At 74.9% G+C, this 24,449-nt stretch carries 3 protein-coding genes; all 3 read right to left on the minus strand.

Annotated features, from left to right (window positions below; translation table 11 throughout):
• Positions 1-4: 4 nt before the first annotated feature.
• The 3 genes from ACGFYH_RS16755 to ACGFYH_RS16765 are packed head-to-tail and all read right to left on the minus strand — an operon-like array spanning position 5 to position 24,416.
• Complete coding sequence (locus tag ACGFYH_RS16755; RefSeq protein WP_393803858.1) at positions 5-1,240, minus strand: hydroxymethylglutaryl-CoA synthase family protein; 1,236 nt, start codon at positions 1,238-1,240, stop codon at positions 5-7.
• On the minus strand, positions 1,237-22,833 hold the full coding sequence (locus ACGFYH_RS16760; RefSeq protein WP_393803859.1) for an SDR family NAD(P)-dependent oxidoreductase: 21,597 nt from the start codon (positions 22,831-22,833) through the stop codon (positions 1,237-1,239). The genes ACGFYH_RS16755 and ACGFYH_RS16760 overlap by 4 nt, the downstream gene beginning before the upstream one ends.
• Positions 22,830-24,416 carry an AMP-binding protein gene (locus tag ACGFYH_RS16765; RefSeq protein ID WP_393803860.1) on the minus strand — a complete coding sequence of 529 codons (1,587 nt, stop codon included), beginning with the start codon at positions 24,414-24,416 and terminating at the stop codon, positions 22,830-22,832. Before ACGFYH_RS16765 ends, ACGFYH_RS16760 begins: the two co-directional genes overlap by 4 nt.
• Positions 24,417-24,449: the final 33 nt, after the last annotated feature.

Below are 24,449 nucleotides of genomic sequence, written 5' to 3' on the forward strand. Positions count from 1 at the left end.
TTCGTCAGATCCATGCGTACTGGCGGTGGTGGTCACGCACGCCGGTCAGGGCGAGCAGCTCGGGGCGGTCCACGGCCCGGCGCAGCACGGCGTCGTAGCGGCCGGGATCGATGTCGCGGTGCGGAACGGGGCGCAGGCAGGCGGTGTTCTCGGCGAGCAGCGCGGTGTACTCGGCGAAGTCGAGGTCGGCTCGGGCCCGCAGCCGGGGGCCGATGCGTGCCTCGGCGACTGCGGCGGCCGACTCGGGGCCGACGACGCCGCTGAAGAACTCCGAGGAGCAGCCGGAACCGTAGGAGAACAGCCCGATGCGGGCGGGCCCGTCGAGCCGGGCGTGGTCGAGCGCGCTGGCCAGTGCCAGGTAGAGCGAGCCGGAGAACAGGTTGCCGGTCTGGCCCGGGTGGATCAGGGAGGGCGCGACCCGGCGTTCGAAGTCCTCGGCCACGGCGTCGGCGGAGCTGCGGTACAGCTCGCGCATCAGCCTGCGGTGCGCGGCCCGGACCATACCGGAGAACGGGGTGTGCAGGGCGAGCAGGTCGAAGGTGGTCGCGAAGTCGGCGCCCTCCACGCGGGAGCGGTAGTCGGCGAAGCTGCGCGAGAAGCACTCCAGGTAGGCCATGAGCGACCGGTCGGCGTCCGCGATGTCGAGGTCGGGGCCGGGCCGGGCGGAGTCCATGGTCTCGAAGCCGTGCACGCCGAACGCGCCCAGGTCGGCGCGGAGGACCCGGGGCCGGGCGCCGACCAGCAGCGCCACGGCTCCGGTGCCGGTGACCGGCTCGGCGTACTGGGCTCGCTCGTCGGCGAGGGACATGTCGGTGGAGACGATGAGCACCTTCGCGCCGGGCGAGAGTCCGGCAGCCAGGTAGCCGACGGCGAGTTGCAGCGCGGCGGTGGCCGCGTAGCAGGCCTGCTTCATCTCCAGCATGCGGCAGGTCGGCGGCAGACCGAGGTGTTCGTGCGCATAGGAGGCGATGGATTTGCTGTAGTCGATGCCGGATTCGCTGGTGGTGACGAGGAGTTCGATCCGGTCGCGGTCGGCCGGCGGCATCCGGTCCAGCAGGGGACGCGCTGCGTTGACGGCGTGGGTGACGGGATCCTCGAAGGGCAGCGCCACCGCGCGCCGGTCGGAGGCGACGTTGTCGAAGCGGCGCGGGTCGAGGCCGCGCCCGTCGAACACCGCGCGGGCGCTGACGGCCGCGCTGCCCGCGTACACGTCGAGGGCCTCGATGCCGTAGCCGGTCATCGCGCCTCCCCGGCTTCGGCGAGGAAGGCGGCCAGGGCGGCGGTCACCCCGTCGGGGTCGGTGACGGTCGGGAAGTGCCCGGCCAGCGGCAGTTCGTGGTAACGGGCGTCGGGGATGGCGCCGTGCATCAGGTGCGAGGTCTTGCGCGGTACGACGGCGTCCACACCGCCGGCCACGATGAGGGTGGGTACGGCGATGTCGGCGAGCCGCCCCAGCAGGTCGGGCTGCTGGGCGAAGACGTCCAGGTAGCGCAGCCCGATGTGCGGGGCCATGCTCTCGCAGCGCAGCAGCCGTGCCGTGTACTCGGCCCGGTGCAGCGCCACGTCCTCGGCTCCGGCGGCGACGATCCGGTCCAGGTCCTCGGCGACCAGGTCCTCCAGGCGGTTCACCTCGCCCGCCCGGTTGGCGTAGCGGTACGAGCTGCACACCAGCGCCAGCGACGCGGCGCGGCCGGGATGGGCGAGGACGAAGCTCTGCGCGAGGAGACCGCCGAAGGAGGTGCCCACCACGTGCACCCGGCCGGTCACGCCGAGCCGGTCCAGGACGTCGGCGTACAGGTCGGCGATGCCGGGCAGCGAGATGTCGTCCGCGCTGGTGGTGGCGCCCACGCCGGGGTGGTGGACGACGAGCACCCGGTGGCGGTCCGACAGGCCGGCGACCTGGTCGGCGAAGACACCGCCGCCGATGTTGAACGGCGGCAGCATGAGTACGGCCGGGCCGCTGCCGCAGTCGAACACCTCCACCGTGCCGCCCGTCACCGGCAGCAGGTGCCGCCGCGCGTCGGGGGCCCGCTCCTTGAGCACGTCGTAGTTCCCGGACGCCGGGGCGGAGGGCGCGGGGTCCTCCTCGAAGGCCTCGCGGATGTCGGCGGGCAGGGCGTCCGTGGGGTGGTAGGAGCGCAGTGCGGCGGGCCCGGGGGTACCGGGGACCTCCGTGAGGTCCGGTACCGGCGTCGGGGCGGCGACCAGCGCGGCGAGCCGGTCGGCGGCCCGCTCCAGCGTCTCGCGGTCCATGCCCAGCGGTACGGCGAGCCGGATCAGGTCCCGTTTCACGGGTGCGGAGCCGTCGGCGAGGCGGGTGCCGGTGGCGAGGTGGGGGCCGCCGCGTACGCCGGTGGCCGCGTAGATGCCGGCGAGGTAGGAGGCGACAGGATGACGGAGGGTGCTGCCGGCGGCGGCCTTGTCGATGTCGAGCAGTACGCAGTGCGCGGAGGGGCCGGGTACCAGCGGCACCCCTCCCAGCTCCAGGCGCTGCCGGAACGCGGCCACGTTCGCCACCCGCTCGGTCACCAGTCTCGTCGTGGCCTCCTGGCCCAGCAGGGCGGCGGACAGCAGTCGGCGCGCGGACAGACCCGGTTCCCGGCCGCGTTCCAGCATCCGCTCGGTGAGCCGCTCGGCCAGCTGCTCGTCGCCGGTGGCGATCAGGCCTCCGCCGTCGACCCCGAAGTCCTTGGACAGACTGAACGTCACCGTCTGGGCGAGGCCCAGCATCTCGCGGGCCACGGCCCACGGGTCCCGGGCCGGCCGGCTCGGGTCGGCGCCGGAGACCAGCAGCGCGTTGTCCAGCAGCCGGGTGGCGTCCACCAGCAGCGGCACACCGCGGGCCCGCGTGCGCTCCGCGACGCCGCGCAGGTTCTCCAGGGAGAGCGGGGCGCCGCCGTGGGCGTTGGTGGCCGTCTCCACGAGGACGAAGGACACTTCCCCGGCGTACCGTTCCAGCGCGTCCTCCAGCGCCGTGAGTCGGAGGTCCGCCGCGAAGGGGCCCTCACCCACGACGGGCAGCGCGACCGAGGGGTCGAAGCCGTGCTCCGTCAGCGCGCCGAGCCAGGTCGGGAAGGCGGAGGCGTGCAGGACCCGGCCGCGCGGCCCCGGCCAGGCCCGGCACAGCCGCTCCTCAGCCGTGCGGCCGGACGCCGCGAAGAACCGGTGGGCGAACGGCAGCCAGGGCACGGCCGGCGGCTCCTCCCCCGTGACCCCGGCGGCGTCGGCCAGTTCGCTCAGGGCCCGTGTCCGCTCACGCTGCCAGGGATCGGCGCGGTCCGCCCAGGAGTCCGTGATCAGGTCCAGGTCGACGGCCAGGTGCGGAAGCCGGACGGGGTTGTGGCCGTGCGCGGCCAGCCGGGCCAGGCGCGGCGCCCGGTCGGGGGCGGGCTCCCGCGGTGCGGGGGTGACGCCGGTCGTGGGCGTCGCCGGATCCGCGATCATCAGGATGACGTCGCTGACCTCGCTGGCCCCGTCGCCCTCGGGCTGCACCAGGTACAGGGTCCGGTTCTCGGGACGGAACTTGTTCTTGAACTGGTAGTTGCCGCCGCCGAAGATGCCGGCGTCGCGGAGTTCGGCCAGGGCGCGTACGGCGGTCTCGGACGCGTTGGGCGAGGTGCCCGGCTCGCCGCCGAAACTGGCGCCGAAGCTGAAGACCTCGCGGCCCTCCTCGCGCAGCAGCTCCAGGATCCGCACGAGAGCGAACTCCAGTCCGCCGAGCGGCATGCGGCCGGAGTAGAACTCGACGTCGAGGAGGTAGCCGTTCTCGGACGGGATCCGCGTGATCACGACGGCGTTCACCAGGGCGTCGTCCAGGTACGTCAGGAACAGCCGGTGACGCTCGTCGAGTGTGCCGCCGGCCAGTTCCTCCCGCACCCGCCGCACATAGGGGTTGACCATCTGCTTGGTCGCCGCCCAGCCGTCCGCGAGAGCGGCCAGTTCCGCGTCCACGGCCGGGTCGTCGCCGCTGCGGTACTCGGCCGTACGGCAGACACCGGCCTTCTCGAACCGCTTGACCATGTACCGCAGCCGGCTCATCCGGCCGCCGGACAGCTTGAAGGAGCCGAGGTCCTCGATGCGCTGGAGCGCCCCGAAGGGGGTCGCGGTGACAGGGTTCCCGCCCACCTCCGCCAGCCGGACCAGGGACAGCAGGTTGGGGCGCAGGCCGGTGCGCCGTGCGTGGTCGAAGTATTCGGCGGCCAGCTCGGCGAAGTGGTCCTCGGGGCCGGTGTAGTTCCACACGAGCATGGCCCGGTCCTGCTGCGACAGCGCGAAGAATCCCCGGCGTTCGGCGCCGACGAAGAGGTGCGGGGCGATGTCACGGCCGCCGAGCCCGCTCTCCCTGCCGTGCCGTCGTTCCAACTCGGCTACGACCGGTCCGAGTTCTGGGTCCGCGGCGGCATCGGTCCGGGTGAGGATCCTGACCCGGGTGGCAGGGCCGGGCGTGTGTGCCTGGGCCGTGGTGTTCCGCTGGGCCGGCGGCCGGATGCGCGCGACGGTCGGCTCGCCGTGTGTCTCGGAGAGGAAGTCGGTGAGCCGGTCGAGTGTGGGCCTCTCGAAGAGCAGGGCCTTGGGCAGGGCGCCGAGGCCGTTCTCCAGGGCGCTGACACAGCGGAGCATGTCGAAGGAAGTGAAGCCGTTGTCCTCGAAGGTGACCGTCGGCTCGATGGGCCGGCCGAGGACCTGTTCCAGCACACGGCGCAGGGCGTCGCGGGCGTCGTCGCGGCCGGCCGGTGTCTCCTCCCTCGCCTCGTCCGCCCGGCCGTCCGGGGTGGGCGACGGCGGGATCTCGCGTGGTGCCGGCCGGGTCGTGCCCGTTCCGATGGCCGTCAGCACGTGGTCCGCGAGCGCGGCGACGGTGTCGTGCTCGTACAGCTCGGCGCCCTGGAGGTCGAGACCGTGCTCGTCGTTCAGGGCACGGGCCACGTCCATGCGGAAGATGGAGTCCAGGCCGAGGTCGGCGAAGGGCGTGTCGTGCGCGAGGTCGGAGGCGGACAGGCCGAGGACGTCGGCGACCAGGCCGCGTACGGTGGCGCGGATCTCCGCCGCGGAGGGTCCGGTGTCACCGGCCGAGTGCGCTGCCGGGGGCGCGGTGTCCGCGGCAGCCGCGGTCTTGGTGCGGGCCTGCGTGGTCGGCCGGGCGGGGGCGGCTTCCTCCGGGGCGGCTGTCCCCGGGACGGCTTCCCCGGGGACGGCTCCCTCCGGGGCGGCTGCCCCCGGGACGGCTTCCCCGGGGACGGCTCCCTCCGGGGCGGCTGCCCCCGGGACGGCTTCCCCGGGGACGGCTCCCTCCGGGGCGGCTGCCCCCGGGACGGCTTCCCCGGGGACGGCTTTCTGGGGGACGGCTGGTGCGGTCGCGCCGAGGGGTTGCAGCCGGACCCTGGGGCGTGTGGTCGGTGCGGGGGGCGTGTCCGGCCGCGGATGTGTGGTCGGGGCTGCCTGGTCGGGGTGCGACACGGGGGACTCCGTCTTCGCTGGCCGGGGGGTGGTCGGGGCGGTGAACCAGTGGCGGCGCGGCTGGAACTCGGCCCTCGGCAACGCGTGGGCGCGTGCGGCCGGCCGGGGTGCGTCGTCGGGCGGGGCCCAGGCCTCCAGGACGACATGGGCGTTGGTGCCGCCGAAGCCGAACGAGCTGATCCCCGCGCGCCAGGAGGGACGCCCGTGCTCGTCCTTGGTGCCCTCCCACGGGGTGGTCGTGGTGCCGACGCGGAACGGGGTGCCGTCCAGCCGGAGGTAGGGGTTCGCCTCGCGCAGGTGCAGATGGGCGGGGAGAGTGCGGTGCCGCAGGGCCAGCAGTACCTTGAGCAGCCCGGCGACCCCGGCCGCCGCCTCCAGGTGGCCGATGTTGGTCTTCACCGAGCCGAGGGTGATGTGCGGCTCGGCGGGCACGGGTTCACCCGCGTCTCCGTACAGGCGGGTGAAGGCGTCCTTGAGTCCCTCGGCCTCGATCGGGTCGCCGAGCCGGGTGCCGGTGCCGTGGGTCTCGATGTAGGAGACGGTGGCCGGGGAGACGCCGGCGACACGGTGGGCGCGGACCACGACGTCGGCCTGGGCACGCGGGTTGGGAGCGGTCAGCGAGGGCGATCGGCCGCAGTGGTTGACGGCGCTGCCCCGGACGACGGCGAGGATCCGGTCGCCGTCGGCCTCGGCCCGCTCCAGCGGCTTCAGCAGCACCGCGCCGACCCCCTCCCCGCGGACGTACCCGTCGGCGTCCTTGTCGAAGGTGCGGCACCGTCCGGCGGGGCTGAGCATGCCGGACTGGTCGAACACCCGGAACAGACCCGGGCTCAGCGCCAGGCTGACGCCGCCCGCGATCGCCTCGTCGCACTCGCCGCCGGCCACGGCACCGACCGCGCGGTGCAGGGCGACCAGGGAGCTGGAGCAGGCCGTGTCGACGGTCTCGCTGGGGCCGCGCAGGTCCAGCAGGTGGGAGACGCGGTTGGCGACCAGGGAGCGGGCGACTCCGGTGGCCATGTGAGCCTCGGGGTCCGCGCCGGACCGGGCGATCAGCTCGCCGTAGTCCGACGTGGCCATGCCCACGAAGACGCCGGTCGAGGTGCCCGCGCGGCTCTCCGGCCGGTATCCGGCGTCCTCGAAGGTGCGCCAGACCGTCTCCAGGAACAGCCGGTGCTGGGGGTCCATCAGCCGGGCCTCGGCCGGGGATATCCGGAAGTACGCGGCGTCGAAGTCGGCCACGTCCGTGAGGAACCCGCCGCGCAGGCCTGCCGTGGCGGGGTCCGCCAGCAGGTCGGCGCGGTCCGCGGGCACGGGCCCGACCAGGTCGTCCCCGTCACTCAGATGCCGCCAGAAGGCGTCCAGGTCCGGCGACCCCGGAAGCCGCCCCGCCATACCGATCACGGCCACGTCCCGGCGAGGGCGCGTGGGACCCGACGGCGAGGACGGCACCGGGGCGACGGGCTCCGGGTCCCGGCCGGTCGCCGCGTCCCGAGGCGCCGTGGGCGCCGCCGGTGCCTGCCCCGCCGCCGGCCCCTGCCCCGCCGCCGGTGCCGGCCCCTGCCCCGCCGCCGGTGCCGGGTCCGCCGCCGGTGCCGGGTCCGCCGCGCCCACCTCCACCGGGTGCTCACGGCTCAGATGGGCGGCCACGTCGTCCAGCGTGGGGTGTTCGAACAGGACGGTCGGCAGCAGTTCCAGTCCGTAGTGGTCGTTGACGCGGACGATCAGCTCGCTCAGCGAGATCGAGTCGAAGCCGAGGTCCATCAGTTCGGCGGCGGTGTCCACCTCGTCCGGGTCGACCAGCAGGAACTCCGCCGTGAAGGCGCGCAGTCGACACCTCACCGACTCGCTCAGGGCCTCGGGGTCCGGGGTTCGGGCGCCGCTCGTGGTGTCCGTACGTGCCTCCTCCTCGCGCCCGGCGAACGGCACGGCCGGAGCCGTCGTGGGCGTGGCCGGCGACGGGGTCCGCTCCACGGGCAGCCGTTCCACGGGCAGCCGTTCCACGGGCAGCCACCGCGTCCCGGTGCCGGTCAGGGCGGCGCGGAAGACCGCGAGTCCGGTGTCCGTGCGCAACGGAGCCATCGACCAGAGCTGGGCGAAGAGCCTGCGGGTGGCATCGTCGACGTCCATGCCGCCGTCCTCCCACAGGGGCCACCCGATCGCCACGGTGCGCCCCGAGCGCTCGCCGCGTGCGCGCAGCCGCTCCCGGCCCTCGGCGAAGTCCAGCTGGAAGGCGTTGGCGTAGGCGTAGTCGGTCTGCCCGAGGTTGCCGGTCTCCCCCACCAGGGAGGCGCACAGGACGTAGAAGTCGAGTTCCTCGTCGCGGGTGGCGTGGTCCAGCAGTACCGTGCCGGCCACCTTGGGACCGAGCACCTCGGCCGTCTCGGCGGCGGTCTTGAGTACGGCGCGGGCGTCGCGGTGCACTCCGGCCGCGTGCACGATGCCGTTCAGCGCGCCGTAACGGGTGCGGATGTCGTCGATCAGGCCGGCGACGTCCGTCACCGAGGAGAGGTCGGTGCACCGGTACCAGACGGTGCTGCCGCCGCGCCACAGCTCCGCCGTGCGCCGCTCGATCTCGTCGTCGAGCGGTGAGCGCCCGGCGAGAACCAGGTTGACGGGCTCGGCGTCGGCGAGGAACCCGCCGATGATCCGGCCGAGGGCGCCCGCGCCGCCGGTGACGAGGTAGGTGCCGCCGGCGCGGACCGGCAGCGGCGCGTCCGCGGGCCCCGGCGGTACGGGCCGCTCGGTGAGCTTGCGGAGGTGCCGCCGCCCGTCGCGGTCGTGGACGACTTCGGTGACGCCGCTGCCCGACTGCTCCAGTTCGTCGGCGACGGCTTTCGCGAACCGGGCCGCCGTGGCGCCGTCGGCCACCGCGCTCTCGTACGTATCGAAGCCGAGGGTCACCGCGGTGCAGCCGCTGTGCTCCAGCGCGAGCGACTTGAGCAGGGCGCCGGTGGCGGAGTACTGCGGTTGCCGCCCGGCGGGCCCGTGTGCCACGGCCGTACGCAGCCGCACCCGCCGGTCGCGGGCGAGCAGGGCCGCCGCCGTCCACAGGAGCAGGTGGGGCCCGCCGTCGAGGTCGTCGGCGAGGGTGTCAGGACCGGGTGGTCCGGCCGCCGGTGGGCAGGCCAGTACGAGCGTGTCGGGCAGCAGGTCGCGTTCGGCGAGCCCGTGCACGAACCGGCGCAGGTCGTCGGGGGTGGCCGGCACGGTGCCGTCCGCGCCGGGTTCGCCCGCGCGCACCGGGAGGCAGTCGGTGCCCCTGCGGGCGAACTCCTCGGCCAGGGCGCGGCGCACCGGGGAGTCCGGCCCGAGCAGCAGGACCCGGCGAGGCGGGTCGGCCGGCGCGGACGCGGCCGGCGGGCACGGTTCCAGGGTGGGAACGAGGCGGTACAGAGCGCCGGACCCGCCCTCCTGAGGCAGGGGGCGCGGCGTACCGGCCACTTCGTGAGCCTCAGGCGGCGTCGTGCGGTCTCCCATGGTCGGGTCCTCCACCCCCGTGTCCAGCCAGTGCCGCGTCCGGTCGAAGGGATACGTCGGATACGGCACCCGCGGTACCGTGCTCCCCTCCCACAGCGCGGCCCAGTCGACGTCGTCGCCGCTGGCCCAGCGACCGCCGAGCAGGGCGAGGGTCGGCGCCGGATCGGTGCCGCGGGCGTCGCGCAGCAGGGCGGAGTCGAGTGCGTAGCGCCGGTCTCCCTGACCGGGGGCGGCCCTGCCGAGGACGAGGCCGGGGATCTCGGCGCGGCCGGTCTCGGCGTAGGAGCGCAGCAGGACGGCGAGCCGGTCGGTGTCGGCGCAGACCACCGCCAGCCGTTCCGGGAAGTGGCGGCGGCCGGTCTGGCTGGTCCGGGCGAGCGCGGCGAGGGAGGTCCCGGTGCCGTCGGGACCGGCGAGGTGGTCGGCCACGCGGCGGGCGTAGACCCGGAGGCGCTCGGTGGAGCGCGCGGACAGCAGGAAGACCTGTGGACCGGGGCTCCCCGGGGCGGGCCCGTCCGGCTGGACCCACTCCTCCAGGATCAGATGGGTGTTGGCCCCGCCCGCGCCGAAGGAACTGACGCCGGCCCGGCGGGGAGTTCCGTCGGGCGCCGCGGGCCAGTCGGTGAGCGTCCGGACCGGTTCCAGTGCCGCGGTGTCGAAGTCGATCCTGGAGTTGAGCGCGGTGAGGTTGGCGCAGGGCGCGAGCCGGCGGTGCCGCAGCTGGAGCAGCAGCTTGGTCAGTCCGGCGATGCCCGCCGCGCCTTCGAGGTGCCCGATGTTGGACTTGACCGAGCCCACCGCGCAGGGAGCCGGGCGGTGGGTTCCGCCGAGCGCCTTGCCGAGTGCCGCGATCTCGATCGGGTCGCCGAGGGCGGTGCCGGTGCCGTGGCACTCGACGTACGACACGGTCTCGGGCGGCACGCCGGTGCCCTCCAGGACGCGGCGGACGAGGGCGGCCTGCGCGTTGGGGTTGGGCACGGTGTAGCCGCCGGTCCTGCCCCCGGCGTTCATGGCCCCGCCCTTGATCACCGCCCAGATCCGGTCGCCGTCGGCGACGGCGCGGTCGAGCGGTTTGAGCAGGACGGCGCCGACGCCCTCGCCGGGCACGAATCCGTCGGCGTCGGCGTCGAACACCTTGCACCTGCCGTCGGCGGACAGCATGTTGAGAGCGCTCAGCGACACATGGTGGGCCGGGTGCAGGATCAGGTTCACCCCGCCCGCCACGGCGGTACGGCACTCACCTCGCCGCAGGCTCTCGCAGGCCAGGTGAACGGCGGTGAGCGAGGACGAGCAGGCGCTGTCCACGGAGAGACTGGGGCCCTGGAAGTCGAAGAAGTACGACACCCGGTTGGCGACCGACCAGTGCGCCGAGTGCGCGCCGGACAGCCGGCCCCGGGGCCAGCCGGTGGCCGCGAGCTGTCCGTAGGTGCCGTACATGACCCCGACGAAGACACCGGTGTCCGGCTCGTGGGTGTCCGGGCCGAGGTGACCGTTCTCCTCCAGCAGGTTCCAGGCGGTCTCCAGGAACAGCCGTTCCTGCGGGTCGATGTGTGCGGCGTCGCGGCCCAGGATGCCGAAGAAGGCGGGTTCGAACCGGTCGATGCCGTCCAGGAAGGCGCCCCAACGACTGTACGTGTGCTGAGGTGTACCACGCCGGGCGTCGAACGTCGGCCGCCAGTCCCAGCGTTCGGCCGGCACCTCGGTGAAGGACGCGGTACCGGAGGCCATGTTGCGCCAGAACGTGTCCAGATCGGGCGCGCCCGGGTATCGACCGCTCACCCCGATCACGGCGATGTCCGCGGGCGCGGCCGGGACCGGCGGCGGTGCGGGGGCCGGTCGTGGTGTCTCGGCGACCGGTGCGACGGCCGCCCGTGCGACAGCCGCCGGTGTGCCGGTCGTCGGTGCGACGGCCGCCCGTGCGACAGTCGCCGGTGTGTCGGCCGCCGACACCTCGGTCACCGGTGCCTCGGTCACCGTCCCGGCGCGTGCCGTTCGGAGGGTGAGCAACTCGGCGGCGGTCACGCCGTGTTCGCCGGTGAAGTAGTCGGCCAGCTGCGCGATCGTCAGCCTCTCGAAGAGCAGCGTCGCGGGGAGTTCCCCGAAATCCTCCTCGAAGCGGCTGGTGATGCGCAGGCTGACCAGTGAGTCGACCCCGTAGTTCTCGAAGGTGACCTCGTCGGCGAGCGCGCCGGGGTCGAACTTCAGCACCTCGGCGAAGACGTCGCGCACATAGGCGCGGACCTCGGCGTCGTCGGGTGCGCCGGCGGGTACGACGGGCTCGGGCGCCGTCCTCGCCACGAACACGCACTGCCCCAGGTGCTCGACGGGGGTGCCGGGCGCGCCCAGTGTCCGGACCTTTCCGAATCCGTTCGCGGCCAGCGACCGCTGCCACTGGTCCGGCCCCAGCAGGGGTGTGTGCGGGAGCCTGCGTTCCGCGTCCCGGAACGCCCACCAACCGGGCGTCAGTCCGAAGGTGAGGGTGAGGAAGTCGGAGGCCCGTGTGACCTCGTTGACCAGCAGGGTGCCACCGGGTGCCACCAGTTCGCGTACATGTGCCAGAGTCCGCCCGATGTCGGCCGTGGCGTGCAGCACGTTGGTGGCGAGGACCAGGTCGTAGCCGTGCGGGGTGAAGTCCTGCGCTGTGGGCGGGCGTTCGATGTCGAGGGTCCGGAAGGACAGGTAGGGCCGGCCGGGCCCGAACTCCCGCTCGCCGTGCGCGAGGAAGGCGGGCGAGACGTCCGTGTAGGTGTACGACATCGGCGGGGCGCCGCCCGTGCCGCGCAGGGCCTCCTCGAGGGCGTCGAGGACGAACGTCGTCCCGGCGCCCGTGCCCGCGCCGATCTCCAGGATTTGCAACGGACGACGGGCACCGTCGGCCCGCCGGTGGCGCCCCAGGGCGGCCACGGTCTCCGCCGCCATGAGCCGGTGGTGGTGGTCGGACAACGGCTGGCCCCGGTAGACGGACTCGACCAGGTCCACGGATCCGTCCGGGAAGAGCACGTCCGTGGGCGGCCGGGAGCCGTCGAGCACGTCGGGCAGGGCTTCGGCGCAGCGTCGCAGCAGGGTGAGGTGGGGGCGCATGGCCGGATGGCGGGCGATGAACTCCTGGGCGGTAAGGCTCTCGGGTCCGGATCGCCGCAGCAGGTCCGCAACGGCCCGGAGCAGCCGCTCACCGGCGCTGCCCTCGGGGTGCCGGCCGTTCCACCGCGCCAGGACGGCGTCGGGAGCGCCGTCCGCTCCGGGCAGCCGTGCACGCAGGACGCTCGCCGCGACCCGCTCCAGATCGGCGAACCCCGCACGGGCCCGCGCCAGGGGGTCGGTGGTGTCGTCCGGTTCGGCGCCGAGGAGGGCGAGCCCCCGCCGGGCGCCCTTGACGACCACCGCCTGGGCCAGACCCGCGCCGAGGACGCGCGTGAGCGCGTCGATTCCCTCGGCGGGCTCCAGCGAGCCGATGCCCAGCTCGGCGAACCGCTCGACGCGTCGCTCCTGCGCGACCACGCCGACGCTGCCCCAGAAGCCCCAGTTGACCACGGAGGCGGGGAAGGACCGCTCGCGCAGGTACCCGGTGAAGGCGTCCTCGAAGGTGCTGGCCGCCGCGTAGTTGGCCTGTCCCGGTGCGTCGGTGAAGGAGATCGCCGAGGAGAAGCAGACCAGGAAGCCGGGCGGCTCGTCCTCGAGAGCGGCGGCCAGCGCCGTGAGGCCGCTCGTCTTCGCCGCCAGGGCGTCCAGGAAGGCGTCCTCGTCCATGGCGGCGAGCGTGCGGTCGCGCAGCACCAGCGCACTGTGGAAGACACCGTCGACACGGCCCGCCCGCTCCCGTGCCTCTGCGACGATCCGCCGCGCGTCGGCCGGATCGGCCACGTCGCCGCGCACGTAGTCGGCTTGCCCGCCCAGCGCGTCGAGTTCGGCGAGCAGCGCCCGCACGGAGTCGTCCTGCCGGCGGCGGCCGACCAGCACCAGCCGCGCACGGTGGGCCCCGGCCAGGTGCCGGGCGAGCGCCGTGCCGATACCGCCCGTGCCGCCGATCACGACGTACGCGCCGTTTTCGCGGAACGGCTCCCCCGCGCCGACCGGGTGCGGTGCCGGCACCGGGGCCAGACCGCGCACCAGTCGGCGGGCGCCGCGCAGGACGACGAGGGGTTCCGCGCAGGGTTCGGTCAGCAGGAGGTCCGCCCACTCGCCCGGTGATGACCGTTCCGGGGGCAGGTCGACGCAGCCCGCGCGCCACTTGGGGTACTCGGCGGCGGCCGACCGTGTGAGGCCGATCAGACCGGCGCTGTGCGGCTGGAGGGGGCCCCGCTCCTCGTCGGCGACCGCACCGCACAGTGCCACCTTCAGGGCGAGGCGCCGGCTGCCGGCGCCGCGGGCGAGCAGTGTCCTCAGCAGCCGGAACAGGCCGAGGGTCGCCGGGTCCGGGCCCTGTACGGGCACCGGTTCGGCTGGGTCGTGCAGGGCGAGCCAGTAGACCGTGTCGGGCACACCGTCGGGCACCTCGAAGGAGGCGGTGTCGTCGGCGGCCGGGAGGGCGACGGCGGTCACCGGCTGCCCCGCGCCCGCGAGGGCCTCGGCGAGGGGCCGGGCGGCGGGCGTGTGGAACACCCAAATCCTTCCCCCGTCCGGGGACGTCGCCCGGTTCAGGGCGCCGGCCTCCCTCAGTCGCGGGACGAGGACCACGGTCTCGGGTCGTTCGGGCGCCGGATCACGCTCGTCGTCCGCCACCGGCAGCGGGCGCAGCGCCACTCCCACGAAGGACGCGCACACGCGGCCCTCGGGGTCCGTCACCCGTACCGTGAACGTGGCGCCGTCCCGTACCGCGTGCGCGTAACCCCGGGCGGGCAGCGGGGCCCGCACCTCCAGCGCCCGCAGGGCGAAGGGGACGAGAGGGGCGCCGCCGGTGTCGCGGACCAGCACGGTGAGCGTCTGGAGGGCCGCGTCCAGGACAGCCGGATCGAGCGGCCAGGACGTCTCCTCGCCCACCGGTGTGTGCGGGGCGCGCAGCACGCCGAGCGCCTCGTCGGTACCCGCCCAGACGCCCTCCAGCACCTGGTAGGCGGACCCGTAGACGAGGCCCCCGGAAGCGAAGGCGGCGTACAGGTCCTCCCCCGGATGCCAGGAAGGGCAGCGGTCGCGCACCTCCCCGACCGGGAGCGGGCCCTCCGGTCCGTCATCGCCGGTGAGCGGCCGCACGCGGCCCCGGGTGCACGGGGCCTGTCCGCCGTCGCCGGCCGTCAGCTCGAAGGTCAGTCCGCCCGCCGGGTGCTCCTTCGTGGTGACCCGGACGCCCCCGGCTGCGCCCGCCTCCACCGGGCGCAGCCACTGCACCTGGGAGACGCGCACGGCCCCGGTGATTCCGTGCCGGGCCGCGGCGCGTACCGCGAGCGAGAGGCCGGCGGCCCCGGGCAGCACGGGGCGCCCGGCGAGCCGGTGGTCGGCCACGACCCGGTCGCGCGGGTCGAGAGCCTGGGTCAGTGTGCCGGGCGCGTCCTCGGATCGGCGGGCTGTGCCGGTGTCCGGCCGGGCGGCGGACACCCAGTGCCGGTCCCGGGCGAAGGGGTAGGTGGGCAGCGGCACCCGGCGTGCGCCGCCGCCCGGGTGCAGGGCCGCCCAGTCGACGGTCCCGCCGTGCGCGTACGTCTCGGCGAGGCTCCGGAGTCCGGGCTCACCGGTCACCGGTGCGTGCACGTGAGGCGCCTCGCGGCGTGCGGCGGCGGCGCGGAGCGCCCGGACGAGTTCGGCCCGGTCCCGGACGACCAGCGCGGCACGCAGCGGGAAGTGGGTGCGGCCGGTGCCGAGGGTGAGAGCGACGTCGGCGAGGGCGGGCGCGTCCTCTGTGTCGAGGGCGTCGGCGAGTTGGGTGAGGGCCCGTGCCAGCGCGTTGTGGTCACGTGCCGAGACCGGGATCAGATGGGCCCGGCCGGTCTCGGCGTGGGCGGGTTGACGGGGTGGCGCCTCGGCGATGACGGCGTGCGCGTTGGTACCGCTGAATCCGAAGCTGCTGAGCGTGGCGACCCGGGTGCCGCGGGGGCCGGGGTGCCAGGTGTCGGCGCTGGTGAGCACGCGGAAAGGCCCCCTGGAGAGGTCGATCTCGGGGTTGGCCTCGCTGAAGTGCGGGGTCGGGGGGATCCGGCGGTGCCGCAGCGCCAGCAGGACCTTCAGCAGGCCCGCGATGCCGGCGGCCATGGTGGTGTGCCCGATGTTGGCCTTCACCGAGCCGAGCACGGTCGGTGCGGCGGGGGCGGTGCCGTCGTTGCCGTCGTTGCGGAACGCGTCCTGGAGTGCCTTCACCTCGATCGGATCGCCGAGCGAGGTGCCGGTGCCGTGGGCCTCGACGTACCCGATGTCCGCACCGGTGACGCCGGCCGCGCGGTGGACGCGGCGCAGAAGCTCGGTCTGGGCGGCGGCGCTGGGCGCGGTCATGCCGTTGGTCCGGCCGTCGCCGTTCACGCCGGTGGCCTTGATGACGCCGTGGATGTGGTCGCCGTCCGCCATCGCCTGCGCCAGCGGCTTCAGTACGACCACGCCGACGCCCTCGCCCAGCACGATGCCGTCGGCCCGCGCGTCGAAGGGGGCGCTGGTGCCGGTCGGGGACAGCATCCCGGCATTGCTGCAGCGGATGTGCAGACGCGGGGTGAACATCAGGGCGACGCCGCCCGCGAGGGCGGTACGGCACTCGCCGCGGCGCAGGCTCTCGCAGGCCAGGTGGACGGCGGTGAGGGAGGAGGAGCAGGCGGTGTCGACGGCCAGAGTGGGGCCGGTCAGGTCGAGGAAGTAGGAGATGCGGGAGGCGAGCACGGACGGCGAGGAGCCGAGGAAGGCGTGCCCGGTGTCGGCCTGTCCGGCCGCCGTGAGGAGGTCCGCGTAGTCCCCGGCGCCGCAGCCCACGAACACCCCGCAGTCTCGGCTGCCGCGTTCGGTCGGCCGGTCGGTGCCGCCGGCGCCGTGACCGGCGTCCTCCAACGCCCTCCAGGCCTCCTGGAGGAAGAGACGCTGCTGCGGGTCCATGGCCTCCGCCTCCAGCGGCGAGAGCCGGAAGAACCCGGGGTCGAACTCGTCCGCTCCGCCGACCAGCGCGGCCCACTTGCTGTCGGTGCGGTCGGTGACGGACCGGTCCGGGTCGTACCAGCGGTCCACGCCCCAGCGCTCCGGGGGCACTTCGGCGATCTCGCTGCGCCCGGCCTCCAGGTTCTCCCAGAAGGTGTCGAGGTCGTCGGCGCCTGGGAAGCGGCCGGACATGCCGATCACCGCGATGTCGTCGGCGGCGATGCCCGCTCCGTCCGGCGAACCGGCCGGTTCGGGGTCGGGGTCGGGACTCTGCTCCTCCTCACCGGGTACGGCCTTCGTCGCGGCCGGGGCACGGCGGGGCACCGGTCGCAGGGCGACCATGCCGGCCGGGGTGGTGGACGTGGCGGGTCCGGATGCACCGGGGGACAGGGGTGCCGGCCTGGGCACCGGAGCGGGTGACGGGGCGGGTTCCGGCATGAGGGTGGGAGCGGGGGCGGCGTGCGGAGCGCCGGTGAGACCGGGGGCGACGACCGAAACGCCTGTGGCACCGGAGGCGGCGACCGGGACGCCAGCGGTGCGGCTGCCGGCCTCGGCCGGTGCGGTCGGTTCGAGGGCCGCGCGGTGCAGGGCCGCCGTCCGGTGGCAGGCTTTCAGGAGAGCCGCCGTCATCGCCGGCACGGTCGGGTGGTCGTAGACCGCGACGGCCTCCAGGCCGGCGCCGTGCCGTTCGTTGAGGTAGCGGACCACCTCGACGGCGCCGACCGAGTCGAGCCCCATCTCGGCGAAGGTCCGCTCGTCGTCGATCTCCTCCGGCCGCAGGTAGAGGGCCTGGACGAGGGAGGCGACGACGTCCGCGCGCACCTCCGTCTCGGTGGGCCCGGCGACGGCCTCCGGTACCGGCGGCGGCTCGGGCGGAAACACACGCTCCGGAAACGGTGCCGCACCGGCCCCGGGGGCAGACTCACCAACCGGCGCCACCACCGCACCGGACCCAGGCGCGGAATCCCCAACCGGCGCCACCACCGCACCGGACGCGGCCGCAGACTCCGCAACCGGCGCCACCACCGCACCGGACGCGAGGGCGGGGTCGGGCGTCTTCGCCGTGGTGGTCCGCGTCCTCCGGAACGCCTCTACGCGGGCGAAGTGGCCCCTGACCCGGTCGCGGGCCCCTGCGCCGAGCACCTCCTCGTGCATCCGGACCTCGCGCCCGACCACCTCGTCCAGCCGGGCCAGCACCCGGCCGGCCAGTTCCTGCTTGAGGCGGCGCACCGCACCCTGTGGCCGGGCGGCGAGCACGCGGGCGCGGTCCAGCGCGGCCGGCAGCACCTCACCACGTGGCAGGACCGTCACCATGGCACCGTGGCGGTGCAGTTCGGCGCCGGTCACCGACCTGCCCGTGAGCATCATCTCGTCCGCGAGGGCCGAGCCGAACCGGCGTTCCAGGACATAGGTCGCCCCCATGCCGGGGGTGAAACCGTACGCGACGAAGTTGGCGCTGTAGACGCCCTCTTCGGCCAGCAGCACCACGTCGGCGTACAGCCCGAAGGCCAGGCCGCCGCCGGAGGCGTGCCCGTCGATCGCGGCGACCACGGGCCGGTCGCAGCGCAGCAACCCCTCGTACACGAAAGCCTGGTCGGTGAATCGTCCCTCGCCGTCGGCCAGTGTTTCCAGGGCCTCGGCGGTGCCGCCCATGCTGAACACCCCGTCGGAGCCGGTGATGACGACGGCTTTGACGTCCGGGCGTACGGCGACCGCGTCGAGGGCCGCGCGCAGGTCGCGCAGCAACCGGTCGGTGAACATCGGTGAGTTCATGCGGATCAGGCCGATCCCGCCGTCCAGGACGACGAGTTCGGCACCGTCGTCGCGGGAGGAGGCGGTGGGGGCAGGAGGGGCGGCCGGGGTGCGCTCCGCCGGGGCCGGGGTGCGCTCCGCCGGGGCCGGGGTGTACTCCGCCAGGGCCGGGCTGCGCTCCGCCGAAGCCGGGGTGTACTCCGCCGGGGCCGGGATGCGTTCCCCAAAGGCGGGGGCGGACTCCGCCTCCGCCGGGCCGGGCGCCACGGCGGGTGCGGCTTCCCGGTCCGTGGCCGTCCGTCCCGTCCATCCGCCGGGCCAGCAGCTCTCCTCGCGGAACGGGTAGCCGGGCAGGGGTACCCGGCGGGAACGCGTACCCGCATCGGACCCGGCGGCGTCGTCGGTGTCGCCCGTGACCCAGCGGCGCGCACGGTCTTCCAGGGTGTGTCCGGTGTCCGCCGCCACGCGTGCGGGTGGGCGGACGTCGGCCGCCGCGGCCCCGCGGTAGGTGCGGGGACCGGGTTCGGCGCCCTTGACCAGGCGCTCCAGGGCCGCGCACAGGTCCGGGAGGCCGTCGGCGACGACCGCGAACCGGACCGGCATCGCGGTGCGGCCCACCCGGAGCGTGTGGGCGAGGTCGTCGAGCCTCGGCCGGCCGTGCTCGCCCGTGCGGGCCGCCGCGGCCAGGTCGGCCCAGACCCCGGCGGCCTCGTCCAGCGTGGTCCCGGAGTGCACCGCCGCCGCGAACTCTGCCGCCGGGGACCCTTGTTCGCTCCCGGTGTGCGCGGCCAGGTCATGGGCCAGGGCCAGGCGGCCGGCGGGGTCGAGGCCGAGGTCCTCGAAGGTCTCGCCACCGCCGAGGGACTCCTCGGGCACCGCGAGGCGCCGGGCGACGAGGGACCGTACCGGCGCGGGTTCCGCCGTGGCGGCGCCCTCGGTCCGTTCCGGGTCCGGGGTGAGGAGGCCGAGCAGGGCGGACGCCCGCTCCCTCAGGGCCTCCTCGTCCTTGGCGGACAGCACGAACAGCCGGGGGCCGCGCGGTGCGGGCCGGGCCGGGAGCTCCGGCGCCTCCTCCAGCACGAGGTGGGCGTTGGAGCCGCCGGCACCGAAGGCGCTGATCCCGGCGAGCCTGCGGCCGCCGGACGGGCGCGGCCAGGGTGCGGCAGCGCGCTGTACCGCCAGCCGGCCGTCCCCGAAGTCGAGGTGGGGGTTGAGCGTGTCGGCGTGCAGCGAGGGGGCCAGGGCGCCGTGCCGGAACTGGAGCAGCACCTTGGTGAGTCCGGCGATCCCGGCCGCGCTCTCCAGATGGCCGATGTTGGTCTTCACCGATCCGATGGCCACGTGCTCCGGCCCGGGTGAGAAGGTGTCCAGCGCCGTGCGCAGGCCTTCCAGTTCGATCGGGTCGCCGAGCGAGGTGCCGGTGCCGTGGGCCTCGACGTAGCCGAGCGCGCGCACGTCGGCGCCGGACTCGCGGACGGCGTCGGCCACGAGCGCCGCTTGCGCGGCTGGGCTGGGCACGGTGAACCCGCTGGTGCGACCGCTGTGGTTGACGCGGACGGAGCGGATGACGGCGTGGACGTGGTCGCCGTCGGCGAGGGCCCGGTCCAGGGGCTTGAGCAGTACCGCGCCGACCCCCTCCCCCGGCACGTAGCCGGTGCCGCCCTCGCCGAAGGCGCGGCACCGGCCGTCCCGGGACAGCCAGCGTCCGCGTGCGAGTTGGAGGTACTTCTGCGGATGCGGCATGAGGTTGACACCGCCGGCGAGCGCGAAGGTGCTCTCGCCCCGGCGGAGGCTCTCCACCGCGAGCTGTACCGCCGTCAGTGACGAGGAGCAGGCGGTGTCGACGGCGATGCTGGGGCCGCGGAAGTCGAAGGCGTAGGAGACGCGGTTGGCGACGGAGGAGTGGAGGGCGACGGGTGCCGTGTCGTCGTCGGGGTCCGGCACGAACTGGAAGTGGTTCCACATCACGCCGGCGAAGACGCCGACCCGCTCTGCGGTGAGGGCTTCCGGCGGGTAGCCGGCGTCCTCCAGTGTCTGCCACGCGATGGTCAGGAACAGCCGTTCCTGGGGGTCCATGCGCTCGGCCTCGCGGCGGGAGATCCCGAAGAACAGCGGGTCGAAGCGGTCCATGCCGGTCAGGAAGCCGCCCCAGCGGCCGTAGGTGCGGCCGGGCCGGCCGGGCTCGGGGTCGAAGAGGGCGTCGTGGTCCCAGCGGTCGGGCGGTACCTCGGTGACGCAGTCCCGGCCGGCGGCCAGGTTGGCCCAGAAGGCGTCCAGGTCGGCGGCCTGGGGGTAGCGCCCGGCGACACCGACGATCGCGACGGGTCCGGGTACCGTACGGGCGCTCCGCCCGCGGGCGGGGGCGTCCGCGGGCGCGTGCTCGGCCACGGCGACCGAGGGCCCCGTGCCCGCCCGGTCCGGCACGGGGGCGAACAGTCCGGTCGTGAGCGGTCCGGCCGCGTGCGCGTCGGTATGTACGGCCACCAGCCGGGCCGGGGTGTCCCGCCGGGCCAGGCAGCGGTCCAGCAGGTCGAGCGCGGTCTCGGTGGGCAGGGGCCGCATCCCGGACTCGGCGGAGCGCGCGAGTGCGGCGGCGTCGACGCGCATGCCGCCCTCGGCCCAGTAGGGCCAGGCGAGGGACAGGGTGCGTCCGGTGCGGGCGGGGTCGGCCGCCCGGTGGCCGGCGAAGGCGTCGAGGAAGGCGTTGGCGTAGCCGTAGGCGCACTGGCCGGTGTTGGGCAGGACCGCGGACAGCGAGGAGAACAGTACGAACAGGGCCGGGTCGCTGTCGGCGGTGGCCCGGTCGAGGTGCAGGGTGCCGGCCAGCTTGGGGGCGAGCACGGCGCGGGTCTCGGCCGGGTCCCGGCGGAAGTGCAGGGCGTCGTCGGTGCGGCCGGCGCAGTGCAGGACCGCGTCGATCCGGCCGTAGAGCTCTTGGCACCGGGCGGCGACGGTCTCGGCGTCCTCGGGTCGGGAGACGTCCGCCCGTACGTAGTGCGCCTCGCCGCCCCGTGCGGCGCATCGGTCGAGCAGGGCGGTGATCGTGGCGTCGGGCGGCCGGGTCCCGCACAGCACCAGGCGGGCCCCGTGGGTGTCGGCCAGGTGTTCGGCGAGGAGTGAGCCGACACCACCCGCTCCACCGGTGACCAGGCAGACCGCCCCCCGGGGCAGGGCGGGCGTGTCCGGTCCTTCGAGGAGGTGCGGGGTGAGACGTCGCACGTGGCGCTCGCCGTGCCGGTGCAGGCTCTCGCTGTCCTCGCCGCCGTCGGCCGCCTCCACCAGCAGGATGTCCGCGAGGTCCGCCGCGTCCCGTGCGCCGACGACGAGCGTGCTCCGGCAGCGCAGGGCCGGGTTCTCCGCGGTGATGCCCCGGGCCAGGGCACCGACGGCGCTGTGCTGCGGGGCCGCGTCCTCGTGGTCGGCGCTGTAGAGGAAGCGGAGTTCGCGGGTGGCGTCGGCGGGGCGGGCGGCCAGCGCGCCGGCGAGCGCCCAGACGGCGTCGTAGGCGTCGGTGGTGTCGGCGTCGGCACCGGGGGCCGGGGCGGGGCAGACCGCCAGTACGGTCGGCGTGGCACCCTCGGCGGCGAGTTCGTCCAGCAGCCGGCCGAAGTCGGCGCGGCTGCCGGTGGGCATGCGCCAGGTGTCGCGCCCGGTGCGCTCGTAGGCGAGGGCGGGCAGTACGTGCACCGTGCGCCGACCGGGAGCGGCGCGGTGGCGCAGCGCGTCGGGCAGCGCGGGGTCGGAGGTGACGACGAGCAGATCGCCGGGGGGCCGCGGGGCGCGGGTGGCGGCGAGGGGAACCCAGCGGGGCCGGTGGAGGCCGGGGCTGGGGGCGGAGGCCGACGGCGGCGCCGAGGGCAGCGGCGGCTCCACGGGGGCCGGGTCAGCCGACACGCCGGGTGCCACGGTGATCCGGTCCTCGGCCGGCAGCGTGACGGTGTACCGCTGGGCAAGGTGGCGGGCGACGGAGGCGACGTCCGGGTGTTCGAAGAGCAGGGTCGGGTAGAGGCGGCCGTCCACGGCCTTCTCCAACTCGGTACTCAGCGCGAGCAACGCCACCGAGTCCAGGCCGAGTTCGTAGAAGCCCCGGTGAGGGTCCACGGCGTCCGGGGCTCGGCCCAGCAGGCCGCCGATCAGCGTGCGCACATGGGTGACGAGCTGCTGCTCGGGATCGCCGCCGGTCACGGCGGCGGAGGCGGCGGGCCGGGACGGCTGCTCCCGCGGTGCGGCCGGGACGTCCAGCAGCCGGGTGATGAGTCCGGCGTGCCGTACCCGCTTGCAGCTCAGCTTGGTGAACTCCGCGACGAAGCGGCCCTGTTCGTCGTAGACGAGGCAGTCGTTGTACATCACGTCACCGGACGGGGCGACGGTCTCGGCCGTCGGCACGTGGACCCAGCAGGGTCCGGTCACCGCGCGCGGAGCGCGGAACCGCGCGATGTGGACCGGGATGAACGGGTCGGGTCCGGGCGGCGGGCGGTGGCCGAAGGTGACGAGGGTGGCGGCGTCGAGCTTCGCCGGGTGCAGGTGGAAGGCGCTCTCCTGGTCACGGGAGGCGGGGTCCAGGTCGAGGTGGGCCAGCAGACCGCCCGTGTCGAGGAGGTGGAGTTCGCCGAAGCCCGTCATGGGCGGCCCGTGCTCGATGCCCTCGGCCCGGGCCTGCCGGTACAGCTCGGCCATGTCCCGGCTCCACTCGGCGCGGGTGAGCAGGGCGCGCGGATCGATCGGAGGGGGCGGAGGTTCGTCGGTGAACTCCAGGCGGGCCGAGAAGTGCGGCCGCCACGGTGCGTCGTCGGACGCTGCCGCCTGGTCCGTGCCCGGTGCCATGACCGCGCCTGCCGCCTCCACGGGGCGGGCGCCGGTGGCGTCCGGGGCACCGATGGTGACGCGTACCGCGAGGTCGCGTCCCGGAGCGGTGGCGATGGGCTCGGCGAAGAGCACGTCCCGCAGCATCGCGCGCTCGGCGTCCAGGCCCTGCGCGCGCAGGATCCGGTACACGATGTCGAGGAAGGTCGCGCCCGGCATCACCGACACCTGGTGGATGCGGTGGTTCTGCATGATGAAGTCGTCGTGCGGCAGTGAGAGGTGACACTCGATCGGGTCGTTCACGGCGTGGCTTCCCCCTCGTGTCCGAGCCGGCGGACGGCGTCCTCGCGCAGCCGGGTCCGGTCCGTCTTCCCATGGGCGTTCAGTGGTGCGTCGGGCAGCCACCACAGGTGGCGGGGCAGCATGTAGGGCGGCAGACGGTCGGCGAGCCGTTCGGCCAGGTGCGTGGTGTCGGGTTCGGCGTCGCCGAGCAGGTAGGCGACGAGCCGGGTGCCGCCGGGCGCGTCGAGCGCGAAGGCGACGGCGTCGGCACCGGACGTGTCGCGCAGGGCCGCCTCCACCTCGCCGACCTCCACCCGGTATCCGTTGACCTTCACCTGGGTGTCCCTGCGGCCGAGGTGGACGAAGCCGTGCGGGGTGGCGCGCACCTGGTCCCCGGTGCGGTACCAGCGCCGGCCGCCGCTCTCCAGGAACCGGCCCGCGTCCTGCGCCGGTTCGAGGTAGCCGCGGAACATCTGGGGGCCGGTCATGACGAGTTCGCCGGTGCCGTCGGCGGGCGAGCCGTCCGGGGCGAGGAGCATCGACTCCATCCCGGTGTTCGCGTCGCCGATGGGCACGGTGGCGCCGTACTCCGGGACGGACAGGTCCTGGTCCGGGTGCCAGCGGTACGCGGTGCAGGCGATGGTCAGTTCGGTGGGGCCGTAGATGTTGTCGAGGACGCCGTCGGGGGCGGCGCGCTGCCAGTAGCGCGCGGTGTCCACGAGAAGGGGCTCGCCGGCGAACACGGACTGGCGCAGGCCGGCGAGGCTCCCTGGGGCGAGCCGGTCGGCGCGTTGCAGGCCGCGCGCGAGGCTGGGGGTGCTGTGCCAGACGGTCAGGCCGTAGCGGCGCACCCAGCGTGCCGGGTCCAGGGCTTGCAGCCGGGACAGGACGCACACACACGCGCCGCCGGCCCAGGCCGGGAACATGTCGCACATCGCCAGGTCGAAGGTGGTCTCGTGGACCTGGCTGAACCGGTCCTCGGGGCGCACCCCGTACCGGGAGAGCGAGGCGGCGAGGAACGCCGAGACGTTGCCGTGGCTGACGGGCACCCCCTTGGGGGTGCCGGTCGAGCCGGAGGTGAAGAGGATGTAGGCGATGTCGTCGGGTGTCCCCACGGGTGGCCGCCACCCGCGCCAGGCACCGGGCCCGGACAGTTCGTCCGCCGTCAGGACGCGGGCGCCGCCGACGGCACTGGGCAGCTTCGCGGGCAGGGCGGCGCGGTCGGTGCCCGGGGCCAGGGCGACATGGACGGGCGCGGACTCCAGGAGCCGGGCCACCTGTCCCGCCGTGTCCGGGGCGGCGATCACGGCACCGCAGCCTGCGGCCCGCAGTACGGCGGCGTTGCGGGCCACCGGGTTCTCCGGGTTCAGCGGCACGGCGGGGGCGCCGGCGTGGAGGGCGGCGAGCAGGCCGATGTACGCCTCGGGCGTCTTGGAGGCGAGCACGGCCACGGGTGCGCCGGCCCCACCGGCCGTGGTGACGGCGGCGGCCCAGGTGCGGGCGAGCGCGTCGACCTCGGTGTAGGTCCACTGGCGGTCGAGGATGCGCAGGGCGGGGCCTGCGGGATTGCGGGCGAGGCCGTCGGCGAACCAGTCGTGCAGCATTCTGGCGGCGCCCGGCCGGGTGCCCGGCCTGCC

Origin of the sequence: Streptomyces sp. NPDC048392 (assembly GCF_043200575.1) — a bacterium.
Classification (GTDB): Bacteria; Actinomycetota; Actinomycetes; order Streptomycetales; family Streptomycetaceae; genus Streptomyces.

What these genes read in the sequence shown, in the direction of transcription:
- ACGFYH_RS16765 (WP_393803860.1), bottom strand. Translation starts at nt 24,416, where the DNA reads ATGCTGCACGACTGGTTCGCCGACGGCCTCGCCCGCAATCCCGCAGGC.
- ACGFYH_RS16755 (WP_393803858.1), bottom strand. Translation starts at nt 1,240, where the DNA reads ATGACCGGCTACGGCATCGAGGCCCTCGACGTGTACGCGGGCAGCGCG.